Genomic DNA, 23,153 nt, shown 5'->3' on the forward strand with positions numbered 1-23,153 from the left:
GGCCGCCCTACAGCGACACCTCGACCAGCAGCGGGCGGTGGTCCGACACCGTCGCGCGCGGCGCCGCCGCCGGCCCGACCGCCGTGCGCGGCACACCGATCCCCAGCACGTGGTCGAACTGCACCGCGGGCCGGTGCGAGGGGTAGGTCGGCGTGCGCGCCAGGTCGTACCAGCCCTGCAGGCGGGGGCGCGGCTCGCGCACCCGGCGCCGGCGCGCCTCGGTCAGGGCCGGCCGGGCCCGCCGCGCCGCCCGCAGCTCGCGCACCCGCACCCGCGGCGCGGTGCGCTCCAGCGCCGTCGCCCCGCCGAGCACCGTGCGGGGCACGGCGCCGACCAGGTTGAAGTCGCCCAGTACCAGGTACGGCTGCGGCAGGTCGGCGATCCAGCGCCGGATGCCGGCCAGCTGCGCCATGTTCCAGCCGGGGACGAAGGACAGGTGCGCCGCCACCACGGTGAACGGCCCGCGGTCGCCCTCCAGGACGGCCGCCAGCGCCGCCCGCGGCTCGTCCGGCACCGGGGTCAGCCCGCGCCGCCCGGCCACCCGCAGCGGCAGCCCGAACGGCGCCGGGGCGAACCGCCGGGCCCGCCAGTGCCGCACCGGGAGCCGCGTCAGCAGCGCCGTCCCGTACGAGGGCGGGGCGCCGTCGCCCATCTCGCCGGGCCCGTACACCCGCAGGCCGCCCGGTCCGGACGGCTCCGGCACCCAGCCCGCGACCGGCGCCGGGCGGCCGTGCAGGGCGGCGGCGAAGCGCCAGTCCTTGGCGCCCATGGCCGCGGCCGCCACCGCCGCCTGGTCGGTGCCGCCGGAGCGCGCCTGGTACCGGTCGACCTCCTGGAGCGCCAGCACGTCGGCGTCCAGTGCGGCCACCGCCTCGGCCAACGGTTCGCCGGCGTCGGACGGGTAGGGCCGCGGGGCGCCGTCCGGGGCGAGCGGCTGGCCGTGCAGGAGGTTGAAGGTGGCGATGCGCAAGTGGCTCACACCGCACGACGGTACCCGCTCCCCCGACCGGGTGGGCGCGGCTTGAGACGGTAGGGCATACCGGGTATACATACTCGGTATGTCCATCCGTCACGGTCTGCTCGCCCTGCTCGACCAGGGCCCTCGCTACGGCTACCAGCTGCGCACCGAGTTCGAGGCGCGCACCGGCGCCACCTGGCCGCTCAACGTCGGGCAGGTCTACACCACGTTGTCGCGGCTGGAGCGCGACGGGCTGGTCGAGCCCGCGGGGGAGGACGACGAGGGCCACCAGTTCTACGCCGCCACCGACGCGGGCCGGGAAGAGCTGCGGACCTGGTTCGACACCCCGGTGCCCCGGACCAACCCCCCGCGCGACGAACTGGCGATCAAGCTCGCCATGGCGGTGACCGTCCCCGGGGTCGACGTCTCCGCCGTCGTCCAGGGCCAGCGCCGGCACAGCATCAAGGCGCTCCAGGACTACACCCGGCTCAAGGGCCGCGCCCTCGCGGGGGAGAAGCGCCCCGGCGCCACGCCCTCCGCCAGTAACGACCTGGCCTGGCTGCTCGTCCTCGACCAGCTCATCTTCCAGACCGAAGCCGAGATCCGCTGGCTCGACCACTGCGAGACCCGGCTCGCCCAGCAGGCCGAACTCCTGCAGACCCGCACCGCCGAGGCCGCCCGCGACGGCGCCGCGCCCGCCAAGCGCGGGCGCCGCCTGCGCGCCTGAGCCCCCGCGGCAACCGAACCACCATGCTCGGCCCCGACGCCGAGCGCACACCCAGTACGAGGGGGGAATCCATGTCCCACACCCAAGAGGCCCGGCCGACGCCGGTGCTCCACCTGGAGAACGTCACCCGCGTCCACGGCCACGGCGCCGCCGAGGTCCAGGCCCTGCGCGGCGTCGACCTCAAGGTCCACCCCGGCGAGTTCGTCGCCGTCATGGGCCCCTCGGGCTCCGGCAAGTCGACCCTGCTCACCCTGGCCGGCGGCCTGGACACCCCGAGCGGCGGCCGGGTCCTGGTCGAGGGCGTCGCCCTGGGCGAGCTCGACCGCAAGAAGCTCGCCCGGGTCCGCCGCCGCTCCGTCGGCTACGTCTTCCAGGACTACAACCTGATACCGGCGCTCACCGCCGCCGAGAACATCTCGCTGCCGCGCGAACTCGACGGGCTGTCCACCCGCGCCGCCCGCCGCGAGGCCCTCGCCGCCCTGGAGGAGCTCGGCATCCCCGAACTCGCCGACCGCTTCCCCGACGACATGTCCGGCGGTCAGCAGCAGCGCGTCGCCATCGCCCGCGCCCTGATCGGCGACCGCCGCCTGGTCCTCGCCGACGAACCCACCGGCGCCCTCGACTCCACCACCGGCGAGGCCGTCCTCGCCGTCCTGCGCGCCCGCTGCGACGCCGGCGCCGCCGCCATGATGGTCACCCACGAGGCCCGGCACGCCGCCTGGGCCGACCGGGTCGTCTTCCTGCGCGACGGCCGGATGGTCGACGAATCCGTCAGCCAGGACGCCGCCAGCCTGCTCGTCAGCGCCGCCACCAACAGCCTGAAGGTGGACGAGTGAAGCTCAGCGCCTGGCGGGTGGCCCTGCGCATCGCCCGCCGCGACGCCCTGCGCGCCAAGGGCCGCAGCGCCCTCGTCATCGCCATGGTCGCCCTGCCCGTCCTCGGCGTCACCGGCGCCGACGTGGTCTTCCGCAGCGCCGAGCTCACCCCCGCCGAACACGCGACGCGGGTCATGGGCCAGGCGGTCGGCGAAGTGCACATCGTCGAACGCGGCTCCTCCGTCAAGCAGGCGCCCGACCCCGAGAAGGGGCTCACCATCCAGAGCCCCAAGGACGACGCCAAGGCCGGCGAAGCCCCCACGTACACCCCCGCGCAGCAGCGCTCCCTCGACACCGCACCCGACGAGCTGGCCCGCCAACTCCTCCCGGCCGGCGCCACCCTGGTGCCCGAGCTCTCCGGCCCGTTCACCGCCGCGAGCAGCTCCGAGGGCCTGATCAGCACCCGGGTCGGCGAGGCCGACCTGGCCGACCCGGTCTGGCGGGGCCGGATCGACCTCCTCCAGGGCCGGGCCCCCACCGCCGACACCGAGGCCGCCGTCACCCGGGACTTCCTCAAGCGCTCCGGGCTCAGGATCGGCGACAGGACCGCCGTCCGCGGTCTGGAGAACAGCCCCTTCACCATCACCGGCGTCTACGAGTACCCCGGCGAACTGCGGGCCACCGAGCTCACCGCCCGCCCCGGCACCGTGCTCGACCGCCTCCCCAAGCCGTCGGGCGGCTCCGACGCCTCGACCGAGGACCCCGGCGAGACCACCCGCTGGCTGGTCAAGCTCCCGGCCGGGGCCTCGATCGACTGGCAGAAGGTCAAGGAGTTCAACGAGTACGGCTTCCAGGTGACCTCGCGCGCCGTGCTGGCCGACCCGCCGGCCAGTGCCGACGTCCCGTACTTCGTCGAGCAGAAGCATGACGGCAGCGGCCCCAGCTACTTCAACCGGACCGACATCGTCATCCTCGCCACCGTCGTCGGCATGGCCCTGCTGGAGATCGTCCTCCTCGCGGGCCCCGCCTTCGCCGTCGGCGCCCGGCGCTCCCGGCGGCAGCTCGGGCTGCTCGCCGCCGCCGGCGGTGAGCGCGCCAACGTCCGCGCGGTCGTGCTCGGCGGCGGCATCGTCCTCGGCATCACCGGCGCCGTGATCGGCCTGGGCCTCGGCATCGGCCTGGTCGCCCTGCTGCGCACCGCCGCCGAGGAGCGCTCCGGCCAGCGCTTCGCCCACTTCGCCCTGCCGCCGCTCGACCTGCTCGGCGTCCTCATGGTCGGGCTCGTCACCGGCCTGCTGGCCGCCGTCGTCCCCGCCGTCCAGGCCTCCCGGCAGGACGTCGTCGCCGCGCTCACCGGCCGCGACACCCTCAAGCCGCCGAGCCGCAGGCTCGCCGTCGCGGGACTGCTGACACTCGGCGGCGGCGCGGCCCTCGCCCTGGCCGGTGCCACCAGCGGCGTCGGCAACCGCAGCTTCGCCGTCCTCGGCGGCTCGGCCCTCGCCGAGCTCGGCATGGTCGCCCTCGTGCCCTACCTGGTCGGCCTGTTCGGCCGGCTCGGCCGCTGGCTCCCGCTCGGCCCCCGGCTCGCCCTGCGCGACTCGGTGCGCCACCGCGGCCGCACCGCGCCCGCGGTGGCCGCCGTGATGGCCGCCGTCGCCGGCTCCGTTGCCGTCAGCGTCTACATCGCCAGCTTCGAGGAGCAGTACCGGCTGGAGTACACCGCCTCCGGTCCGTCCGGGGCCGTCATCCTCGGCAACGGCTGGCTGTCCGACGCCAAGCTGCTGCCGCAGATGCGCGAGGCCGTCGAACGCAGCATCCCCGACCTCGGCCCGCGCGCCGACGTCCGGCGCGTCCAGCCGAAGGTCGACTGCTCCGAGGGCAGCTACTGCGGCTACGTCAGCGTCGAGCTGCCCAAGGAGGACCGCTGCCCGCTCATGGACACGGGCGACACCCTCTCGCTGGCCGAGAGCGAGCATGTCATGAGCACCGACAAGCGCTGCCAGAGGGACCACCGCCGCAACAACCAGTTCAGCGCGGTCACGGCCGGGGACGCCACCCTGCTGCACAACCTCTTCGGCGTCACCGACCCGGCCCCGGGCCGGGCCCTCGCCGCCGGCAAGGCCGTGGTCTTCGACGCCCGCTACCTCAAGGACGGCAAGGCGATCCTCCGGTACAGCAGTCCGGTGACCGGCAGCGGGAACGGCCCCGCGAGCAAGCCCGTCATCACCGAGATCACCGTGGACGCCGTCCTCGCCGAGCCCGCGCTGCCCGCCTCGGCCCAGGCCGTGGTCACCCAGGACACCGCCACCCGGCTCGGCTTCTCCACCGCCCCGGCCGGCTCCGTCTGGCTGCCCGGCGCCATGCCCTCGGACACCGCCCAGCAGAAGGCCGACGGCGCGCTGGCCAAGCTCGTCGACCACGACGTGCTCAAGATCGAGCGCGGCTACGAGTCCCCGGCCGGGCTGATCCAGTTCGGTCTGAACGTCTTCGCCGGCATCGTCGCCCTCGGCGCGGCCGGCATCGCCACCGGACTGGCCGCCGCCGACTCCCAGCGCGATCTGACCACCCTCGCGGCGGTCGGCGCCGAGCCCCGCATCCGGCGCTCGCTTTCCGGCTTCCAGTGCGGGGTGATCGCCGCGATGGGCGCCCTGCTCGGCGTGGTCTGCGGCGTGGTGCCGGGAGTGGCGCTGCGCAAGGTCGAGGCCGCGGCGAGCAGCTACCCCGGCATGAGCCCCGAGGAGATCGCCAGCAAGGCGGCCCTGGTCTTCCCGTGGCCCACCATCGCCGCCACCGTGCTGCTGCTGCCGGTGCTCGCGGCCGGGCTCGCGGCGCTGATGACCCGCTCGCGGATCACCCTGCTGCGCCGCTCGGGCTGAGGCCCGCGCCGCCCCGGGGCCTGGGCCGCCCCGGGGCCCGCGTCGGTCCCGGGCCCCGCGCCCGCTCGCCCCGCCCCCGTCCGCGTCACCCCCGTCCGCGTCTTCGTCGCGGCGGGGGTGACGGAGGTTACAGCCCTGACGGCGCCCGGCAGCCGGACGGCCGGGGCGGGCACCCGCACGGGCGAACTACAGTCGTCGGTATGACGAGAACCCCGGACAGCGCCGTCCGCTCCTACATCGACCGGCACCAGGCCGCCTTCCTCGCCGACCTCGCCGAGTGGCTGGCCATCCCCTCGGTCTCGGCCGATCCGGACCGGGCCGGCGACGTGCGGCGCTCGGCCGAGTGGCTGGCCGCCAAGCTCGGCGAGACCGGCTTCCCGGTGACCGAGGTGTGGGAGACCGAAGGCCTGCCCGCGGTGTTCGCCGAGTGGCCCTCCGGGGACCCGTCCGCGCCGACCGTCCTGGTCTACGGGCACCACGACGTGCAGCCCGCGGCGCGGGAGGACGGCTGGGAGACCGAGCCGTTCACCCCGACCGTGGTCGACGGCCGGCTGTACGCGCGCGGCGCCGCCGACGACAAGGGCCAGGTGTTCTTCCACACCCTGGGCGTGCGCGCCCACCTGGCCGCCACCGGCCGCACCGCGCCGGCCGTCAACCTCAAGCTGCTGATCGAGGGCGAGGAGGAGTCCGGCTCGCCGAACTTCGCCGAGCTGGTCCGGCGCGAGGCCGGACGGCTGGCCGCCGATGTGGTGGTCATCTCGGACACCGGCATGTGGTCCGCTACCACGCCGACCGTCTGCACCGGCATGCGCGGCCTGGCCGACGCCCAGATCGACCTGTACGGGCCGGACACCGACATCCACTCCGGGTCCTTCGGCGGCGCCGTCCCCAACCCGGCCCAGGTCGCGGCGGAGCTGGCCGCCGGCCTGCACGACGCCGACCGCAAGGTCGCGATCCCGGGGTTCTACGACGGCGTCGTCGAGCTGACCGGGACGGAGCGCGAGCTGTTCGCCGAGCTGCCCTTCGACGAGGAGCAGTGGCTGCGGGTCGCCAAGTCGTACGGCACCCGCGGCGAGGCCGGCTACTCCACCCTGGAGCGGATCTGGGCCCGCCCGACCGCCGAGGTCAACGGCATCTGGGGCGGCTACACCGGCCCCGGCGGCAAGACCATCGTCCCCGCCTCGGCGCACCTCAAGCTGTCCTTCCGGCTGGTCGCCGGACAGGAGGTGGAGAAGGTCCGCGAGGCGGTGCGGGCCTGGGTGGCCGAGCGGGTGCCCGCGGGCGTCCGGTACGACCTGGTCTTCCCCGGCGCGACCCGGCCCTGCCTGACCCCGCTGGACCACCCGGCGCTCCGGTCCACCGTCCGGGCGATGGGGCGGGCCTTCGGCCAGAAGATCCTCTTCACCCGCGAGGGCGGCTCCGGCCCCGCCGCCGACCTCCAGGACGTGCTGGGCGCGCCGGTGCTGTTCCTCGGCATCTCGGTGCCCTCGGACGGCTGGCACTCGGTCAACGAGAAGGTCGAGCTGGACCTGCTGGCCAAGGGTGTGGAGACCGCCGCGTACCTCTGGGGCGACCTGGCGGAGAACTTCCGGCCGGGGGCATGACCCCGGGATCGAGCACCATGGCAGCCAGATCACTCATCCGGATGATTCACCACGTGGGGATGGAACAGACGTGAGCACCGTGCCTGAGACCGAGCGCCCGCTGCACCTGGCACTGGCCCGGTCCGGGGTGGACCGGGCGGCCGAGCACCGCCTCGACGAGCCCTGGCTGGCGGCGGCCTGGAGCCACCCGAGCACCCGGGTCCTGCCGATCGCGGGCGGCGAGGCGTTCGTGGTCGACACCGCGGAGGGCACCGAGCTCGTGCTGATGCCCTCCTTCGAGGCGCCGCAGACCGGCGACCGGTACTTCCTGGGCACCGACGAGGACGGCGTCTCGTACTTCGCGCTGGCCGGCGAGAGTCTGCCCGGGCGCCTGGACGGCGACGCCCGCCCGGCCGGGCTGCGCGAGGTCGGCGGGCTGCTGTCCGACCGGGACGCCGGGCTGCTGGTGCACGCGGTGGCGCTGGAGCACTGGCACCGGCTGCACAGCTTCTGCTCGCGCTGCGGGCACCCGACCGAGAAGGCCGGCGCCGGGCACGTGCGGCGCTGCACCTCCTGCGCGGCCGAGCACTACCCGCGCACCGACCCGGCGGTGATCATGGTGATCACCGACGAGCAGGACCGCTGCCTGCTCGGCCGCCAGGCGCTGTGGCCGGAGGGCCGCTGGTCCACGCTGGCCGGCTTCGTCGAGCCGGGGGAGTCGATCGAGCAGGCGGTGGCCCGCGAGGTGCAGGAGGAGGCGGGCGTGCGGGTCGGCGAGGTGCGCTACGTCGCCAGCCAGCCCTGGCCGTTCCCGTCCAGCCTGATGCTCGGCTTCCTGGGCCGGGCGCTGCCCGGCGGCACCGAGATCACCGTGGACGGCGAGGAGCTGGCCGAGGCGCGCTGGTTCTCCCGCGAGGAGCTGCGGGCCGGGATGGAGGCGGGCGAGATCCTGCCGCCGTCCGGCATCTCGATCGCCCGGCACCTGGTCGAGCTCTGGTACGGGGAGCCGCTGCCCTCGGCGGCTCGCTGGTAGCCCTGCGGTAAAGCGGTCCGGCCGAAGCGGTCCGGCCGAAGCGGTCCGCCCGAAGCGGTCCGCCCGAAGCGGTCCGCCCGAAAGCGGCCCGTACGAAGTGGTCGGCCCGAAAGCGGCCCGCCCGAATGGTGCCCGGGCGAAGGGGGGCGCGTGGAGAATTCCGCGCGCCCCCCTTTTACTCCGCAATCCCTTCCCGAATTCGCCACGACCAGCTGTTCGTATCCGGACGGGCCAGTTCTGCTACCGGGAGGGGCTCGCAGGGCTCCGAAGTCAACCCGCGCGGACGATATTGCCGGAAACGGCTGAAACCGGCTCGCCGTGCTCGCTACATTCACGAGGGTGACAATCCCCCGGGGCACCGCCCAATCCCCCAAATACCAGCGCCTCGCCGCCGACCTGCGCCGCCGGATCGCCGAGGGCGAGTTCACCGCCGACGCGGCCCTGCCGGTCGAGAGCGAACTGGAGCGCCAGTACGGCGTCGCCCGCAACACCGTCCGGCTCGCCGTCGACGTCCTGGTCAACGAGGGCCGCCTGGTCCGCCTCCAGGGCAAGGGCACCTACCTGCGCGAACACCCCGTCCTGGACCACCGCGCCTACGGGCCCGGCCTGACCCCCGCGCCGCGCGACTGCCTCGCCGCGCCCTCCGCCGTCTACCTCGGCGAGGCCGCCGGGGCCGGACGGGAGCTCGGCACCGACTTCGAGATGATGATCGTCCGGGCCAGGGTGGACATTGCCGAACGGCTCGGACTGCGCCCCGGCGAGGCCATCGTGGTCCGCCGCCAGCTGCGGCTGCTCGACCGCGAGCCGTACTCCATCGAGGAGAGCCACTACCGGGCCGGCCTCGCCGCCGGCACCCCGCTGATGGAGCCCGACCCCGTCGAGGGCGGCGACGAGGCGGTGCTCGCCACCCTCGGACGCACCGAGATCGGGGCCGTGGACCACCTGGTCGCGCGGATGCCCGGCCCCGAGGAGGCCCAGTGGTTCCAGGGCGGCCCCGGGGTGCCGCTGATGGTGCAGACCCGCGTCACCTACGACCGGCGCGGGCCCGTCCGGGTCATCGAGACCCGCTACTCGGCCGACCGCAGCCGGCTCGTCTACGGCGTGGGCGACCTCGGCGCCCGCACCACCCTGCCCGCCCCCGCCGCGCCCGTCGACCCGGCCCGGGCCGACGCGCCGTGACGCGCGCCGGCCCCGGCGGCCCGGGCGGCCCGGGCGGCCCGGGCCGGACCCGGCGGACTCAGGCCGCCAGGGCCTTCTTGACCTGCAGCAGGCTCGGGTTCGTCATGACGACGCGCTCGCCGCCGCCGGCCGGCGTCACCAGCACCGTCGGAACGGTCTGGTTGCCGTTGTTCACCGACTCGACGAAGGACGCCGACGCCGGGTCCTCCTCGATGTTGATCTCGGTGTAGCCGATGCCTTCGCGCTCCAGCTGGCTCTTGAGTCGGTTGCAGTACCCACACCAGGTCGTGCTGTACATCGTCACGGTGCCGGACATCGAGGGGGCTCCTTCGAAAGAGAGGTGCGTACGGTCTCCGGAGGCAACGTCCACCGGGCGGCGGGCATTCCGGTATGCCGTCGACCGTCGTACGGGGCGATCATCCTGCGATCGCACCGGGCCTGTGGACAACCCCCTCCGCGATGTCCCACCGGGCTGAGAGGATGGAACGCATGCAGGAAGACCTCTTGAGCGGCAGCCCCTACGACGGCCCCCACGGCTCCCCCTGGGCCGACCCCGGCGCCGCGACGGGCCCGGACGCCGTGCTCGCCGGGCTCGACCCCGAGCAGCGCGCCGTCGCCACCGCCCTGCAGGGCCCGGTCTGCGTCCTGGCCGGCGCCGGCACCGGCAAGACCCGCGCCATCACCCACCGGATCGCCTACGGCGTGAGCAGCGGCGTCTACCACCCCCAGCAGGTCCTCGCCGTGACCTTCACCGCCCGCGCGGCCGGCGAGATGCGCGGCCGGCTGCGCCAGCTCGGCGCCGAGGGCGTCCAGGCCCGCACCTTCCACGCCGCCGCGCTGCGCCAGCTCCAGTACTTCTGGCCGCGCGCCGTCGGCGGCCCCGTGCCCCAGCTCCTGGAACGCAAGGTCCAGCTGGTGGCCGAGGCGGCCGGCCGCTGCGGCCTGCGCGTCCAGCGCACCGAACTGCGCGACCTCACCGCCGAGATCGAATGGGCCAAGGTCACCCAGATCGCCCCGGAGGACTACCCGGTGGCCGTCGCCAAGTCCGGCCGCGAGGCCCCCCGCGACCCGGCCGAGACCGCCCAGGTCTACCGCGTCTACGAGGAGGCCAAGAGCCGCCGCGGCAGCATGGACTTCGAGGACGTCCTGCTGCTCACCGCCGCGATCCTGGAGGACCGCCCGGACATCGCCGACCAGGTCCGCTCCCAGTACCGGCACTTCACCGTCGACGAGTACCAGGACGTCTCCCCGCTCCAGCAGCGCCTGCTCGACCGGTGGACCGGCCCGGACGGCGGCGCCAGCCTCTGCGTCGTCGGCGACGCCAGCCAGACCATCTACTCCTTCACCGGCGCCACGCCCGACTACCTGCTCAACTTCCGCAGCCGGCACCCCGGGGCGACGGTGGTCAAGCTGGTCCGCGACTACCGCTCCACCCCCCAGGTCGTCCACCTCGCCAACGGGCTGCTCTCCCAGGCCCGCGGCGAGGCCGCCCGGCACCGCCTGGAGCTCGTCTCCCAGCGCGAGGCCGGCCCCGAACCGGTCTACACCGAGTACGAGGACGAGCCCACCGAGGCCGAGACCACCGCCCGCCGGATCAAGGAGCTGCTCGCCGCCGGCGTGCGCGCCAGCGAGATCGCGGTGCTGTTCCGCACCAACGGCCAGTCCGAGGTCTACGAGCAGGCCCTCGCCGACCTCAACGTCCCCTACCAGCTCAAGGGCGCGGAACGGTTCTTCGAACGCCCCGAGGTCCGGGACGCCGGCGTGCTGCTGCGCGGCGCCGCCCGGGCCGCCTCCGACCCGCTCACCGACGACGCCCCCGACCTGGCCGGCCAGGTCCGCGCGGTGCTGGCCACCCGCGGCTTCACCGCCGAGCCCCCGGCCGGCTCCGGCGCCGTCCGGGACCGCTGGGAGTCGCTGGCCGCCCTCGTCCGGCTGGCCGAGGAGTTCGAGCGCACCCGTACCGAGGCAGGCCAGGGCACCGACCTCTCGGCCTACGTCGCCGAGCTGGACGCCCGCGCCGCGGCCCAGCACGCCCCGGCCGTCGAGGGCGTCACGCTCGCCTCGCTGCACGCCGCCAAGGGCCTCGAATGGGACGCCGTCTTCCTGGTCGGCCTCACCGAGGGCACCCTGCCGATCATCTACGCCAAGACCGACGAGCAGGTCGAGGAGGAGCGCCGCCTCCTCTACGTCGGCGTCACCCGCGCCCGCAAGCACCTCAGCCTCTCCTGGGCGCTCTCCCGCTCCCCGGGCGGCCGGGCGAGCCGCAAGCCCAGCCGCTTCCTGGACGGGTTGCGCCCCGGCTCCACCGCTCCCGGCGCGCGCACCGGCGCGCGCGGCGGGCGAGGGGGCGTCGAGCCCGGCGAGCGCTCCGCCGCGCGGCGGGTCCGCGGACCGGTCAAGTGCCGGGTCTGCGACAAGGTGCTCACCGAGGCCGTCGAGCGCAAGCTGCGCCGCTGCGAGAGCTGCCCGTCCACGATGGACGAGGGGCTGTACGAGCGGCTGCGCGAGTGGCGGGCCCGGCAGGCGAAGAAGCAGGGCGCGCCGGCCTACGTGGTGTTCACCGACGCCACGCTGATGGCGATCGCCGAGGACGTGCCCGCCGGCCGCGGGGAGCTGGCCGCCATCTCCGGGGTCGGCGCCTTGAAGCTGGACAAGTACGGGGCGGCCGTGCTCTCGTTGTGTGCGGGGGAGGAGCCCGAGGAGGACCCGGACGACGTCGAGGACGGCGGTTCGGACGATCCGGCCTGAGCCGGTCCGGGCGTGGTCCAGGAGGCCGCTTCGAGGGTTTCGGAACCCGTTGTGTGACGTGCCGAAGAACTCGCGTGAAAAATAGTTTGCGCCGCGTACCGGGAGCGCAATAGCCTGCCGGAGCGGTCAAGGGGACGCGGTCGCACGGGGTGAAACCTGTGCTGATGCCCCTCGCCCGAGAGCTTCACCACAGCTTTACCGAGACAGACATCCGAACATTCGGAGCCAGGGAGACCAGGCTCCGCGAGACGCCGAGAGGAGGCGAAGACAGTGGGAAACATCATGATCACCAAAATGACTGGCCAGACCGTTGTCGCTGCCTCCCTGCGTGCCGCCCGTCTGCGGGCGCTCGCCGAGCTCGGTGGAACCGGTCTGGGTCTCGACACCACCGGTGTCTCCGTCGCCCCCGTTGTCAGTGGTCCTGGACACACTGATCTGTGCCTCACGGGCAGCAGGAGCGTCGACGGCACCACTGTCGAGACCGGTCTGTCCCGGGGCTGGGCCTCGTTCGGCACGCCGTGCTCCCTGCGCGACGAGCGACCGACCCAGGCACCGAAGGCGGCCGTAGCCGCCGCCATGCATGGCGGCTATGCGCAGGTCATCGGTGCCGAAAACGCCCAGAAGCAGAACGAGCAGCAGATTAACCAGGCCACGGCCGCCTTTACCGGCGCCGAGGCCGTCCGGATGTGGGCCTTCCGCGGCCCTGAACCCTGGAGAGAACGAACCTGAGCCAGCCTCAGGTCGGCACCTCCAGGGCCGCGGAACCCGTCACACCGGGATCCGCGGCCCTTCTGTTTTGTCCGGTACGCAAGACCACCCAGGCCCTCCGGGGCCTCCGGCCCAGCACCACCAGTCACCTGGGCCGGAACCACTGAGAAAAGACGAGGAAGACGCCCACAGTGTCCACGGTCATCACACCGCCCACCCCGTCCGTACCGCCGACAAGCCAGATCACCCAGGCCGACCAGGCCGACCCCCCGGAGGTTCCTTCCATGCAGCTCAGCTCGATCGAGCAGGCCGAGTCCCTCGGTCTCCCCATCCCCTGCCGCGCCTTCGACCCCGAGGTCTTCTTCGCCGAGACGCCGGCCGACGTCGAGTACGCGAAGTCCCTCTGCGGCACCTGCCCGGTGAAGGAGGCCTGCCTGGCCGGCGCCCTGGAGCGGCGCGAGCCGTGGGGCGTCTGGGGTGGCGAGCTGTTCGTCCAGGGCGTCGTCGTGGCCCGCAAGCGTCCCCGTGGCCGTCCGCGCAAGACCGAGGTCATGGCGTGAACCCCGCCCACGGCGCCAGGGTCGTCCGCCGGGGAGAGCAGCCCCCGCTGGACAGCGCCCTCCGCCGATCCGTGCGGATCGCCGCCGCCAAGGCCGACGCCGCAGCCCGCATCCCGTTCCCGAGCAAGCACCACGAGCAGGACCACCACATGAACCCCGCCGCCGTCGATCCCACCGCCCGCGCCGAGCAGGCCACCGAACGTCAGACCCAGAACAGGATCCTCGAAATGCAACTCCTCCACGAATCCCTGGCCCGTGCCCATATGCAAGACAGGCTGCACGAGGCCGAGAACCAACGGCTCGTCAACCGGGTCGCCCGGGCCCGCAGGCTCAGGCAGCGGGCCGAGCGGGCCTCGATGCGGGCCCGCAAGGCGCTCGCCGTCGCACTGATGTAGGGCCGTCGGCCCGGGGCCGTCCTCGACCGGCCCCTCCCGGACTCCGGTCCACCCCCGTCGTGCCGCAGGCCGCTCCCCGTCGTCGGGGAGCGGCCTGCGGCCGTTGTCGCGGTGCCTGGGTCAGTCCTCGCGGACCCGGGCGGGCGCGGCGGGCCCCGCCGGCCCTGCCGACGGGTGCCCGGCGAACTCGGGCAGCCACGCCAGCATCTCGGCGCGGAACGGCGCCTTGGCGCCCAGCTGGCAGAGCACCCCGATGGTGCTCAGCGTCACCCGGTGGATCAGCAGGTACGCGGGCGGCAGGTTCAGCTGCTTGCCCAGGTTGTAGGCGGGCGAGCGCGGATCGGCGATCCGGGCCGCCTGGGCGCGCATCCAGGTCCGGGTGAAGTGGAAGTTCTCCACCGCGGCCGGCTCGATGATCGGCAGCAGGTAGTCCAGCACCGCGTCCGGATCCAGCCGGATCGAGGGCTTCACGAAGCCCTCCTCGCGCAGCATCCGGAGCACCCCGGCCGCGTCCCCGGCCAACGCCATCCGCAGCGAGGCCCCGATCGGCGCGGGCAGCCCGCCGGGCAGCCGGTCCACGGTGCCGAAGTCCAGCACGCCCAGCCGCCAGCCCGACGCCGGGCCGTCGTCCTTCAGCAGCCGGAAGTTGCCCGGGTGCGGGTCCGCGTGCAGCAGCCCCGTCCGGGACGGGCCCGCGAACAGGAACCGGGCCAGCAGCTGCCCGGCGCGGTCGCGCTCCTCCTGGGTGCCGCCCGCGATCACCTCGGCCAGCGGGGTGCCGCCCATCCACTCGGTGACCAGCACCTGGTCGGCCTGGGCCACCACGCCCGGCACCACGATGTCCGGGTCGTCCGTGAACTCCTCGGCGTGCCGGCGCTGGGCCTGCGCCTCCAGCTCGTAGTCCAGCTCCTCCGAGACGCGCTCGCGCAGCTCGGCGATCAGCGGCTTGATGTCCAGCCCGGGGATCAGCGGTCCCAGCAGCCAGGCCACCCGGCTCAGCTGCGAGAGGTCCGCGAGCAGGGCGTCGCCCGCGCCCGGGTACTGCACCTTGACGGCGACCGTGCGGCCGTCGTGCCAGACCGCCTTGTGCACCTGGCCGATCGAGGCGGCGGCCGAGGGCCGGTCGTCGAACTCCCGGAACAGCTCGCGCCAGGAGTCGCCGAGCCGCTGGGCGAGCGCGGTGTGCACCTTGGCGGCGGGCATCGGGGGAGCGGCGTCCTGGAGCTTGGTGAGCGCCGCCCGGTACGGCCCGGCCACCTCCTCCGGCAGCGCGGCCTCGAAGACGGACAGCACCTGCCCGAACTTCATCGCCCCGCCCTTGAGTTCGCCGAGGACCTTGAACAGCTGGTCCGCGGTGGCCTGTTGGAGCTCGGCGGTGACGACCTCGGCGGAGCGGCCGCCGATCCGCTTGCCCAGGCCGAGCGTGGCGCGGCCGGCTATCCCCAGCGGCAGGGCGGCGAGCCGTGCCGTGCGGGTCATTGCCTTGCGCGGAAGATCGCTCACCCCGGGCCTCCATTCCCCGGCCCCCCGGTTCCGGGCGGCCGACCATCTCTACGCCATTGTGCCCGCTCCCTGCCGCGTGCCCCTCGGAATTCCGTGGGGCGGGGCCGGGAGTGCCCTCGCTTTGCGGGGAGTTGGGTGGCTTGGTCCGGTGGGGGCCGGTGGTTCCGCGCCGGAAGTCGGCTCGGCCGACTTCCCGCGCGGGGCCGGATGGTTTCCTCCGGGGCTCCTCACCCCGGCGGCAGCGGCTGCCACAGGCAGCCGCAGTCGGGGTGCCCGCGCAGCCGCAGGCGCCTCGGCATGCCGTCCCCGGCCGAGACCTCGCACCAGCCGTCCACGCTCGGCGGCCGGCCGCCGTCCAGGAACACCTGGACGTGCAGCGCCGCCAGCCCGGCGACCGCCGTCGCCAGCGCCGTGTCGCAGGCCGGGGTCCGGGCCCGTCCGGGGCCTCCGTCGGCGAGCTGGGCCAGGACCCGGGGCCAGGCGGCGTCCTCGTCCTCCCGGCGCAGCACCAGGCAGTGCCCGCAGGCGGACACCCCGGGGATCACCAGCGGTCCGACGACGCCGAACTCCTCGACCACGCCCACGTAGAGGTGCGGCACCCCGGCCCGCAGCAGCAGTCGGGCCTCGTACGTCCCGCCGGCGAAGGCGGCGCTGCCGTCCCGCGGCGCGAGGACCACGAAGTCCGGTGGCGGCTCCCCGGTGCGGCGCCGGGGCAGGGGCGCCGGCGGCCGGCCGGTGGCCCGCTGCACCGCCTCCCGGGCCGCCGTCGAGCGCAGCCGTCCGACGTCCCCGGGCGGCAGCCCGGCGGGGGAGCAGTCCTCCGGCTTCACCCGGCCGCGGTCCGCGACCGTGACCGTGCCGGTGCCGCCCGCCGCGAGCACCGCCGCCACGGCGGTGCCGACCCGGCCCGCGCCGCGCACCTCGATCCGCGCGTCGGCCCGGCGGCCGAGGACCGCCGGTGCGGCGCCCGGGCCGGAGTGGACCAGGGAGAGCGAGGCGAGGTCGGGGCCGAGCAGGTCCCGCTGTTGCGGGGGGAAGCGGGCCAGGGCGCGGCGGTCGGCCTCCGCGTCGTCCAGCAGGCCGGTCTCCTCCAGGCCGGTGAGCAGGGTGTCGGCCGGTTCGCGGCCGAGCCCGATGCGTTCGCCCTCGGTCAGGAGCTCCGGTCGCTCCCGTGTCCCGTCGAGCAGCGCGAGGAAGTCGCAGAGGGTCTTGTCGGCGTTGCCGAGCACCCCGGCGAAGCGGGTGACGGTGCCGAACTGCAGGGTCTGCGGGTCCCGCCAGCTGCGGGACAGCGCGGGTTTGAGGGCGAGGCGCACGACGATCTCCCTTCCGATCGTTTCCGGACGGCCGACCGCAGCTTGCCCCATCGCGCCGACGTCGTGCGGAAGGTTGTCCACAGGGCCGTGCGCATGATCGCACCATCCGTTCGCGCGCCCTGTGGATAACCGGCCATCCCCTCCGGAGTCGGTTTCCGGACACCCGCCGTCGACTTTTCGTTCCCGATCACTCCATGAAAGATTCCGGCCACGGCAGCGGACTTCTGTCCGTGGTACCGGGTAACGTCGTGTGCCATGGCAGCCGAGCGGGACTCCCATCCTCCGGCGTCGAGTCGGCGTGCCCGCGCAGCGTCCGGGTCGCAGGTCGCGGCGCCGAACACACGCGGGCGCCCCGACCAGCGGCAGCAGCCGAGGCCGGCTCCACCGCAGCCGCCGCCCTCCGGCGCGGCGGCCCCCGAGGCGCACGACCGCGGCCGGGTCGAGGTGCGCCGCAGCGCCCGCCGCAGCCGTACGGTCTCCGCCTACCGCGAGGGCGACCGCACCGTGGTGCTGATCCCGGCCCGGATGTCGCACGCCGAGGAGCAGCGCTGGGTCGCGCAGATGCTGGAGAAGCTCGCCGCCCAGGAGTCCCGGCGGACCCCCGGTGACGAGGCCCTGATGACCCGGGCCCGCGAGCTGTCGGGCGCCTACCTGGACGGTCGCGCCCGGCCCAGCCAGGTCCGCTGGGTCACCAACCAGAATTCCCGCTGGGGCTCCTGCACCCCCAGCGAGGGGACGATCCGTCTCTCCCACCGGCTCCAGGGCATGCCGGAGTACGTGCTGGACTACGTGCTGCTGCACGAGCTGGCGCACCTGTTGGTGCCGGACCACGGCCCGGCGTTCTGGGCCCTGCTGGAGTCCTACCCGCGGACCGAGCGGGCCCGCGGCTACCTGGAGGGCGTGGTCTCCGCCGCCCGGCTGCCGCACATCCCCGGCGCGCGGCACGCGGCCCCGGATCCGTCCGGGCCGGACCCGGACTCCTCCTGCGGCTGAGGCCGCGGCGGCGCGGGTATGCACCCGGCCGGAGACCGGTCGGTCCGACCGGAGGAACGACGGAAGGGGGCGCGGGCCAATAGGCTCCGCGCCCCCTTCCGACGTCGCACCTCAGCCGGTCAGCTGCCGTGCCCGGGCCACCAGGTCGCGCACCGAGTGGTCGGTGAGCTCCGGCAGCCGGTCGTAGTCGAACCAGCGCAGGTCCAGCGACTCCTCGCTGATCAGCGCCTGCGCGCCGGCCGGGGCCAGCGCGATGTACTGGACGTCCAGGTGGGTGTTCTCCGGCCGGTCCTTGCCGGTGCAGCGGACCAGGTGCCGGTCCAGCTTGGCCGGCACCGGGGCGCCGTCGCTCTCCAGCAGCACCAGGTCGGGGATGCCGGACTCCTCGACGGCCTCGCGCAGCGCGGCCGAGGCGAGGTCGCGGTCGCCGGGCTCGCAGTGCCCGCCCATCTGGAGCCACATGCCGACCTTGGGGTGCAGGGTGAGCAGCACCCGCCCGGCGGCCGGGTCGACGACCGCCGCGCTCGCGGTGATGTGCGCGGGCAGGCAGGAGCGGTACAGGCCCTCGGGCTGCTCGGCCAGGTGCTCCAGGTAGTCCAGCCGCAGCCGCTCCTGGTCCTCGTCGGCGGGCCGCCACCCGGTCAGCGCGCGGACGGCGTCCGCGTGCAGTCCGGTGCCGGGCGTCCCGGTGGCGGGCGTCTCGGTCGCCGTCATGCGGTGGGCTCGCCCTTTCCGTCGGTGCCGTCCTCGTCGGTCCCCGGCCGCTCGTCCTTCTTGGTGAGGTCGGGCTTGCCGGCCGCGGCCTCGCCGAGCAGCTTGTCGAAGGCGTCGAAGTCGATGCCGCCCTCCAGGTCGTCGGCGGAGCCCCGGTGCACGAAGGCGTCCGGGTCGTCCAGGTCGGCGGCGGTGGGCAGCATGTCCGGGTGCTCCCAGAGCGCGTCGCGGCCCTCGATGCCGCGGGCGTCGGCGAGCAGCGCCCAGAGCCGGGAGGCGTCGCGCAGCCGGCGCGGACGCAGCTCCAGGCCGACCAGGGTGGCGAAGGTCTGCTCGGCGGGCCCGCCGGCCGCGCGGCGGCGGCGGACGGTCTCGCGCAGCGCGCCGGCCTGCGGCAGGTGCGGCTCGGCGGCGGCGTGCACGACGGCGTCGACCCAGCCCTCGACCAGCGCGAGCGCGGTCTCCAGGCGGGCGAGCGCGGCCTTCTGCTCCGGGGTGTCCTCGGGCTGGAGCAGGCCGCCGGCCAGCGCCTCCTGCAGCGCCTCCGGGTTGCTCGGGTCGAGCTGGCCGACCAGCTCCTCCATCCGGGAGGTGTCGACCTTGATGCCGCGCGCGTAGGCCTCGACGGCGCCCAGAAGGTGGGCCCGCAGCCACGGCACGTGGGCGAAGAGCCGCTGGTGGGCGGCTTCGCGCAGGGCGAGGTAGAGCCGGACCTCGTCGGCGGGCACGCTCAGGCCCTCGCCGAACTCGGCGACGTTCTGCGGCAGCAGCGCGGCCTTGCCGGCCGGGGCGAGCGGCAGGCCGACGTCGGAGGAGCCGACCACCTCGCCGGCGAGCGCGCCGAGCGCCTGGCCGATCTGGGTGCCGAACATGGCGCCGCCCATCGAGCGCATCACGCCCATCAGCGGGCCGGCCATGGCCTGCATCTCCTCGGGCAGCACGCCGCCCATGGCGTTGCCGACCCGCTCGGCGACCGGGTCCACCAGGTCCTTCCAGACCGGGAGGGTGGCCTCGATCCACTCGGCGCGGCTCCAGGCGACGGCGGTGCCGGCCCCGGAGGGGAACTCGGTGGAGCCGTCGAGCCACAGGTCGGCCAGGCGGACGGCCTCGGCGACGGCGGAGCGCTCGGCCGCGCTGACCGAGCGGTCCTTGCTCTTGCCCTCGGCGGGCTCGGCGACCACGGTCTGGCGGGCGATGTTCGTGGCGAGGTCCCAGTTCACCGGGCCGCCCTCGAACGAGAGCATCTGGCCGAGCTGCTGGAAGGCGGCGCCGAGGTCACCCGGGTTCATGCCGCCGAACATCGCGGCGAAGGGGTTGTCGGCTCCGGCGCCGCCCGGGGCGCCGGGCATGCCGAACATCGCGCCGAAGGGGTTGCCGCCGCCGAAGCCGAACGGCTGCGGACCGCCGCCGGACTGCTCCTGGTCCTTCTTCTCGTTCTTCTGCGCGTCGTCGGGCTTGGCCTTGCCGTCCTCGGGCTCCTCGGGCGGAACGCCGAATCCGAAGGGAAGGTCGCTCACGGGGTCCTCGATCCGGTCGGCCGTCATGCGGGTGTGGCGGAAAAGTCTGCGCCCGGGGCGGCGGCGGAGTGGGGGACTCGGGGGCGGCTCCCGCGCGGCAGGCCCGCGCCGGGTGCACCGCCGGGCCTTCGCCTCGGGCAGGATGGACGTACGTGACACACGTCCGTACGCACATAAAGCTAACCGTGGAGGATGGCCGGTGAGTTCCCCGCCCTCGGACGTTCGCTCTGGGCTGACCGGAGGAGAGGACGCGTCGGACACCACGGCGTCGCCGTCTCCAGCCTACGGCGGACGGCCGCTGACCGTGGCGGTCACCGGCGCCGCGGGGGTGCTGGGCGAGCGGGTCGCCGCCCGGCTGGTGGCCTCCCCGCACGTCCGGAAGGTCCTCGCCGTGGACGACCGGCGGGGGGAGGTGCCGGGCGTGCAGTGGCGGGTGCTCGACGTCCGCGACCCGGCGGTGGCCGAGCGGCTGGCCGGGGTCGACGTGGTGGTGCACCTGGCGATGGACTTCGGCATGGAGTCCGACGCCCGGGCCCGCAGCGCCTACAACGTGCGCGGCGCCCAGACGGTGCTGACCGCGGCCGCGGCCGCCGGCGTCCACCGGGTGGTGCTGTGCACCTCGGCGATGGTCTACGGCGCGCTGGCCGACAACGAGGTGCCGCTGGCGGAGGACTCCGAGCTGCGGGCCACCGAGGAGGCCTCGCTGGTCGGGGACCTGCTGGAGATCGAGCGGCTGGCCCGCCGGGCGCCGCGCGCCCACCCGGGCCTCCAGGTGACGGTGCTGCGCCCGGCCGTGGTGGTGGGTCCCGGCGTGGACACCGTGCTGACCCGGCACTTCGAGGCGCCCCGGCTGCTGGTGGTGGCGGGCTCCCGCCCGTGCTGGCAGTTCTGCCACGTGGACGACCTGGCGGCGGCGCTGGAGTACGCGGCGCTGGGCCTGGTCGAGGGCGAGGTGACGGTCGGCTGCGACGGCTGGCTGGAGCAGGAGGACGTGGAGCGGCTGTCCGGGATCCGGCGGATGGAGCTGCCGGCCTCGCTGGCGCTCGGTACGGCGGCGCGGCTGCACCGGCTCGGTCTGACCCCGGCCCCGGCCGGGGACCTGGCGTACACGATGTACCCGTGGGTGGTGTCCGGGAGCCGGCTGCACGAGGCGGGCTGGCGTCCGGCGCACACCAACGAGCAGGTGCTGGCCGAGCTGCTGGAGCAGGTGTCCGGCAAGCACGCGGTGGCCGGTCGCCGGCTGGGCGGCAAGGAGGCGGCGACCAGTCTGGGGGCGGCCGGGGCGACGGTGGCGCTGGTGGGTACGGCGGCGCTGGTGCGCCGGGCCCGCAAGCGGCGGCGGTTCTGACTGGTCGGCCCCGACCGGTCGGCCCCGGTGCCGGTTCCGATCGGCCGGTTCCGTCCTGCCGGTACCGGGCGGCGTGGGGAGGCGGTCGACGGACGGCACGCGCTTCTCACGATGCGAAAGTCCGGCGTCGTGATGCGGAAAGTACGTGCCCCGTCCCGTCCCGGATGGGGAATCATGGGGTCATGTCCGAGAACCACGACCCCATCCGCCTGCTCGCCATCCGCGACACCCCGCTCTCGCTGGACGAGGTGTACGAGGCGGTCGGCGACGACGCGGCCGGCGGCACCACCGTCTTCGTCGGGACGGTCCGGGACCACGACGGCGGCAAGTCGGTCTCCGCGCTGGAGTACAGCTGCCACCCCACCGCCGAGCAGGAGATGCGCCGGATCGCCGAGAAGGTGGCCGCCGACTTCCCGGTCCGGGCGCTCGCCGCGGTCCACCGGGTGGGCCGGCTGGAGATCACGGACAAGGCCGTGATCGTCGCCGTCTCCTGCGCCCACCGCGGCGAGGCCTTCGCGGCCGCCCGTCGGCTGATCGACGACCTCAAGCACGAGGTGCCGATCTGGAAGCACCAGGTCTTCTCCGACGGCGGGGAGGAGTGGGTCGGCGCCGGCGGCTGCTGAGAGCGGGACCGGTGCGACGGAACCGATCGGCACACCTCGTGCGTCGGTCGGGTCAGGCGCGCCGAGGTCTCACTCCAACGGGTCCGTGACGGTGCTCCGAATACTCCCTGGAAGTGAGCCGATCGGCCGTCCCGTGACCCGGATGGCGCCGGCCGCGTTGTCCGCCGGAGTGGTTAATCTGCTCATAGACACGACGAGCTGGGAGTACTGACATGGGTGCGCTCGCCTGGTTGCTCATTCCGGTGGCCGCGGTCCTGGTCGCCGCCCTCTGGGCGGTGTGGGCCCAGCGGGCGCCGCGGGCCACCGGGGACCCGGCCTCGCTGGCCGAACACCGGCGTTTCATGGCCGCCATGGAACGCACCACCGCGGGCGCGGCCGCCCCCGGCGAGGGCTCCGGCAGGTAGCCCGGCGGGCGCCGCTTCGGGCGCGTCCCGTACTGTCGTGGCATGCCACGCCGCTCCGCGACGATGCTCGCTGCCACCCTGCTGCTCATAGCGCTGCTCTGCGTCTCGGTGCTGATGAAGGTGCCGTACACGGAGATGAGCCCGGGGCCGACGTACAACACGCTCGGCAACCAGGGCGGCAAGCCGGTGATCAGCATCAGCGGGCACGACTCGTACCCGACGAGCGGTCACCTCAACATGACCACCGTCCAGGTCACCGGGGCCAAGTACGAGCCCAGCCTGGTCAACGCGGTGGTCGGCTGGCTGCGGGACGACGTGCTGGTGGTGCCGCACGACAACGTCTACCCCAAGGGGCAGTCGGACGCGGAGGCCAAGAAGCAGAACGCCGAGGAGTTCGCCTCCTCCGAGGACAGCGCGCGCACCGCGGCGCTCAAGCAGCTGGGCATCCCGGTGGGCAGCGAGTTCATCGTGAAGTCGGTCACCGCGGGCGCCCCGGCCGAGGGCCGGCTGCACGCGGGGGACCAGATCGTGGCGGTGGACGGCACGCCGGTCGGCTCGGTCGAGCAGGTGGTCGCGGCCGTCACCAAGCACAAGCCGGGCGAGTCGGTGGTCTTCACCGTCGTGCCTCGGGTCAAGGACGCGAACGGCGCCGCCACGCAGGGCGGGAAGACCGACGTCACCGTCCCGACCGTCCGGGCCAAGGACCTCGACCCGAACGCCTCCGCCGAGCGGGCGGAGCTCGCGGTGGTGGGCATCGGCACCGGGATGCGGCACACCTACCCGTTCCAGATCGACATCGGCCTGCAGGACGTGGGCGGCCCGAGCGCCGGCCTGATGTTCTCGCTCGGCATCATCGACAAGCTCACCCCCGGCGGCGACCTCACCGGCGGCAAGTTCGTGGCCGGCACCGGGACCATCGACGACGACGGCAAGGTCGGCCCGATCGGTGGCATCTCGATGAAGCTGATCGCCGCCCGGGACGCCGGGGCCGAGTACTTCTTCACCCCGTCCTCGAACTGCGCCGAGGCGACCAAGAACGTGCCGTCCGGGCTGACCCTGATCAAGGCGGACACGCTGGACGGCGCGCTGAAGTCGCTGGAGCAGGTCCGCTCCGGGCAGACCTCCGCGCTGCCGTCCTGCTCCGCCGGCTGAC

The 23,153-nt window shown here is 74.5% G+C and carries 21 protein-coding genes; 15 read left to right on the top strand and 6 right to left on the bottom strand.

Translation table 11 applies throughout. The annotated features are described in order from the left end of the window. Positions 1 to 7 precede the first annotated feature (7 nt). On the bottom strand, positions 8 to 979 hold the full coding sequence (locus tag ACZ6EM_RS10520; protein ID WP_380539967.1) for an endonuclease/exonuclease/phosphatase family protein: 972 nt from the start codon (positions 977 to 979) through the stop codon (positions 8 to 10). Between the two features lie 79 nt (positions 980 to 1,058). On the opposite strand from ACZ6EM_RS10520, the gene ACZ6EM_RS10525 reads away from it, so the two are divergent. The 6 genes from ACZ6EM_RS10525 to ACZ6EM_RS10550 all read left to right on the top strand — a co-directional run bounded on the left by ACZ6EM_RS10525 (position 1,059) and on the right by ACZ6EM_RS10550 (position 9,171). Next, positions 1,059 to 1,685, top strand: a complete 627-nt coding sequence (locus ACZ6EM_RS10525; protein WP_401049439.1) for a PadR family transcriptional regulator — start codon at positions 1,059 to 1,061, stop codon at positions 1,683 to 1,685. Positions 1,686 to 1,756: 71 nt separating this feature from the next. Continuing rightward, a complete protein-coding gene (locus ACZ6EM_RS10530; protein WP_401049441.1) occupies positions 1,757 to 2,521 on the top strand; it encodes an ABC transporter ATP-binding protein in 765 nt (254 codons plus the stop codon). Continuing rightward, complete coding sequence (locus ACZ6EM_RS10535) at positions 2,518 to 5,376, top strand: ABC transporter permease (protein WP_401049443.1); 2,859 nt, start codon at positions 2,518 to 2,520, stop codon at positions 5,374 to 5,376. Before ACZ6EM_RS10530 ends, ACZ6EM_RS10535 begins: the two co-directional genes overlap by 4 nt. A gap of 200 nt (positions 5,377 to 5,576) precedes the next feature. Continuing rightward, positions 5,577 to 6,980, top strand: coding sequence for a dipeptidase (locus tag ACZ6EM_RS10540; protein ID WP_401053630.1), 1,404 nt, complete (start codon positions 5,577 to 5,579; stop codon positions 6,978 to 6,980). Positions 6,981 to 7,050: 70 nt separating this feature from the next. Then, complete coding sequence (gene nudC / locus ACZ6EM_RS10545) at positions 7,051 to 7,992, top strand: NAD(+) diphosphatase (RefSeq protein ID WP_401053629.1); 942 nt, start codon at positions 7,051 to 7,053, stop codon at positions 7,990 to 7,992. A 339-nt stretch (positions 7,993 to 8,331) separates the two neighbouring features. After that, entirely contained in the window at positions 8,332 to 9,171 is an 840-nt protein-coding gene (locus ACZ6EM_RS10550; protein ID WP_465772240.1) for a GntR family transcriptional regulator, read from the top strand. Between the two features lie 58 nt (positions 9,172 to 9,229). On the opposite strand, the gene ACZ6EM_RS10555 is transcribed toward ACZ6EM_RS10550, so the two are convergent. Continuing rightward, complete coding sequence (locus ACZ6EM_RS10555; protein ID WP_030058313.1) at positions 9,230 to 9,487, bottom strand: mycoredoxin; 258 nt, start codon at positions 9,485 to 9,487, stop codon at positions 9,230 to 9,232. Positions 9,488 to 9,651: 164 nt separating this feature from the next. On the opposite strand from ACZ6EM_RS10555, the gene ACZ6EM_RS10560 reads away from it, so the two are divergent. The 4 genes from ACZ6EM_RS10560 (at position 9,652) to ACZ6EM_RS10575 (ending at position 13,582) form a co-directional block, all read left to right on the top strand. Continuing rightward, positions 9,652 to 11,919 carry an ATP-dependent DNA helicase UvrD2 gene (locus ACZ6EM_RS10560; RefSeq protein WP_465772241.1) on the top strand — a complete coding sequence of 756 codons (2,268 nt, stop codon included), beginning with the start codon at positions 9,652 to 9,654 and terminating at the stop codon, positions 11,917 to 11,919. Between the two features lie 270 nt (positions 11,920 to 12,189). Further along, positions 12,190 to 12,648: a hypothetical protein gene (locus ACZ6EM_RS10565; RefSeq protein WP_452177977.1), complete on the top strand. Its 459-nt coding sequence runs from the start codon at positions 12,190 to 12,192 to the stop codon at positions 12,646 to 12,648. Between the two features lie 170 nt (positions 12,649 to 12,818). Then, positions 12,819 to 13,187, top strand: a complete 369-nt coding sequence (locus tag ACZ6EM_RS10570) for a WhiB family transcriptional regulator (RefSeq protein ID WP_380358898.1) — start codon at positions 12,819 to 12,821, stop codon at positions 13,185 to 13,187. Beyond that, complete coding sequence (locus tag ACZ6EM_RS10575; RefSeq protein ID WP_380358895.1) at positions 13,184 to 13,582, top strand: hypothetical protein; 399 nt, start codon at positions 13,184 to 13,186, stop codon at positions 13,580 to 13,582. Before ACZ6EM_RS10570 ends, ACZ6EM_RS10575 begins: the two co-directional genes overlap by 4 nt. Positions 13,583 to 13,702: 120 nt before the next feature. Here ACZ6EM_RS10575 and ACZ6EM_RS10580 read toward each other — a convergent pair whose 3' ends face one another. Beyond that, positions 13,703 to 15,085, bottom strand: coding sequence for an ABC1 kinase family protein (locus ACZ6EM_RS10580; protein ID WP_465772242.1), 1,383 nt, complete (start codon positions 15,083 to 15,085; stop codon positions 13,703 to 13,705). Between the two features lie 227 nt (positions 15,086 to 15,312). Continuing rightward, positions 15,313 to 16,401 carry a ThiF family adenylyltransferase gene (locus ACZ6EM_RS10585; RefSeq protein ID WP_387694932.1) on the bottom strand — a complete coding sequence of 363 codons (1,089 nt, stop codon included), beginning with the start codon at positions 16,399 to 16,401 and terminating at the stop codon, positions 15,313 to 15,315. Positions 16,402 to 16,656: 255 nt separating this feature from the next. On the opposite strand from ACZ6EM_RS10585, the gene ACZ6EM_RS10590 reads away from it, so the two are divergent. Continuing rightward, complete coding sequence (locus ACZ6EM_RS10590) at positions 16,657 to 17,394, top strand: M48 metallopeptidase family protein (protein ID WP_401044183.1); 738 nt, start codon at positions 16,657 to 16,659, stop codon at positions 17,392 to 17,394. 111 nt (positions 17,395 to 17,505) lie between these two features. Here the strand turns inward: ACZ6EM_RS10590 and ACZ6EM_RS10595 are convergent, their stop codons facing one another. Together ACZ6EM_RS10595 and ACZ6EM_RS10600 are read right to left on the bottom strand one after the other, a co-directional pair. Next, complete coding sequence (locus ACZ6EM_RS10595) at positions 17,506 to 18,108, bottom strand: NUDIX hydrolase (RefSeq protein WP_359908388.1); 603 nt, start codon at positions 18,106 to 18,108, stop codon at positions 17,506 to 17,508. After that, positions 18,105 to 19,625, bottom strand: coding sequence for a zinc-dependent metalloprotease (locus tag ACZ6EM_RS10600; protein ID WP_401044180.1), 1,521 nt, complete (start codon positions 19,623 to 19,625; stop codon positions 18,105 to 18,107). The genes ACZ6EM_RS10595 and ACZ6EM_RS10600 overlap by 4 nt, the downstream gene beginning before the upstream one ends. A 199-nt stretch (positions 19,626 to 19,824) precedes the next feature. On the opposite strand from ACZ6EM_RS10600, the gene ACZ6EM_RS10605 reads away from it, so the two are divergent. The 4 genes from ACZ6EM_RS10605 to ACZ6EM_RS10620 all read left to right on the top strand — a co-directional run bounded on the left by ACZ6EM_RS10605 (position 19,825) and on the right by ACZ6EM_RS10620 (position 23,152). Then, on the top strand, positions 19,825 to 20,973 hold the full coding sequence (locus tag ACZ6EM_RS10605; protein ID WP_359908394.1) for an NAD-dependent epimerase/dehydratase family protein: 1,149 nt from the start codon (positions 19,825 to 19,827) through the stop codon (positions 20,971 to 20,973). Between the two features lie 182 nt (positions 20,974 to 21,155). Next, a complete protein-coding gene (locus ACZ6EM_RS10610; protein ID WP_359908397.1) occupies positions 21,156 to 21,596 on the top strand; it encodes a molybdenum cofactor biosynthesis protein MoaE in 441 nt (146 codons plus the stop codon). A gap of 212 nt (positions 21,597 to 21,808) precedes the next feature. After that, positions 21,809 to 22,000 carry a hypothetical protein gene (locus ACZ6EM_RS10615; RefSeq protein ID WP_401044177.1) on the top strand — a complete coding sequence of 64 codons (192 nt, stop codon included), beginning with the start codon at positions 21,809 to 21,811 and terminating at the stop codon, positions 21,998 to 22,000. Between the two features lie 42 nt (positions 22,001 to 22,042). Continuing rightward, on the top strand, positions 22,043 to 23,152 hold the full coding sequence (locus ACZ6EM_RS10620) for a YlbL family protein (protein WP_359908403.1): 1,110 nt from the start codon (positions 22,043 to 22,045) through the stop codon (positions 23,150 to 23,152). Position 23,153 lies beyond the last annotated feature (1 nt).

The organism is Kitasatospora sp. NPDC041917 (assembly GCF_055589745.1).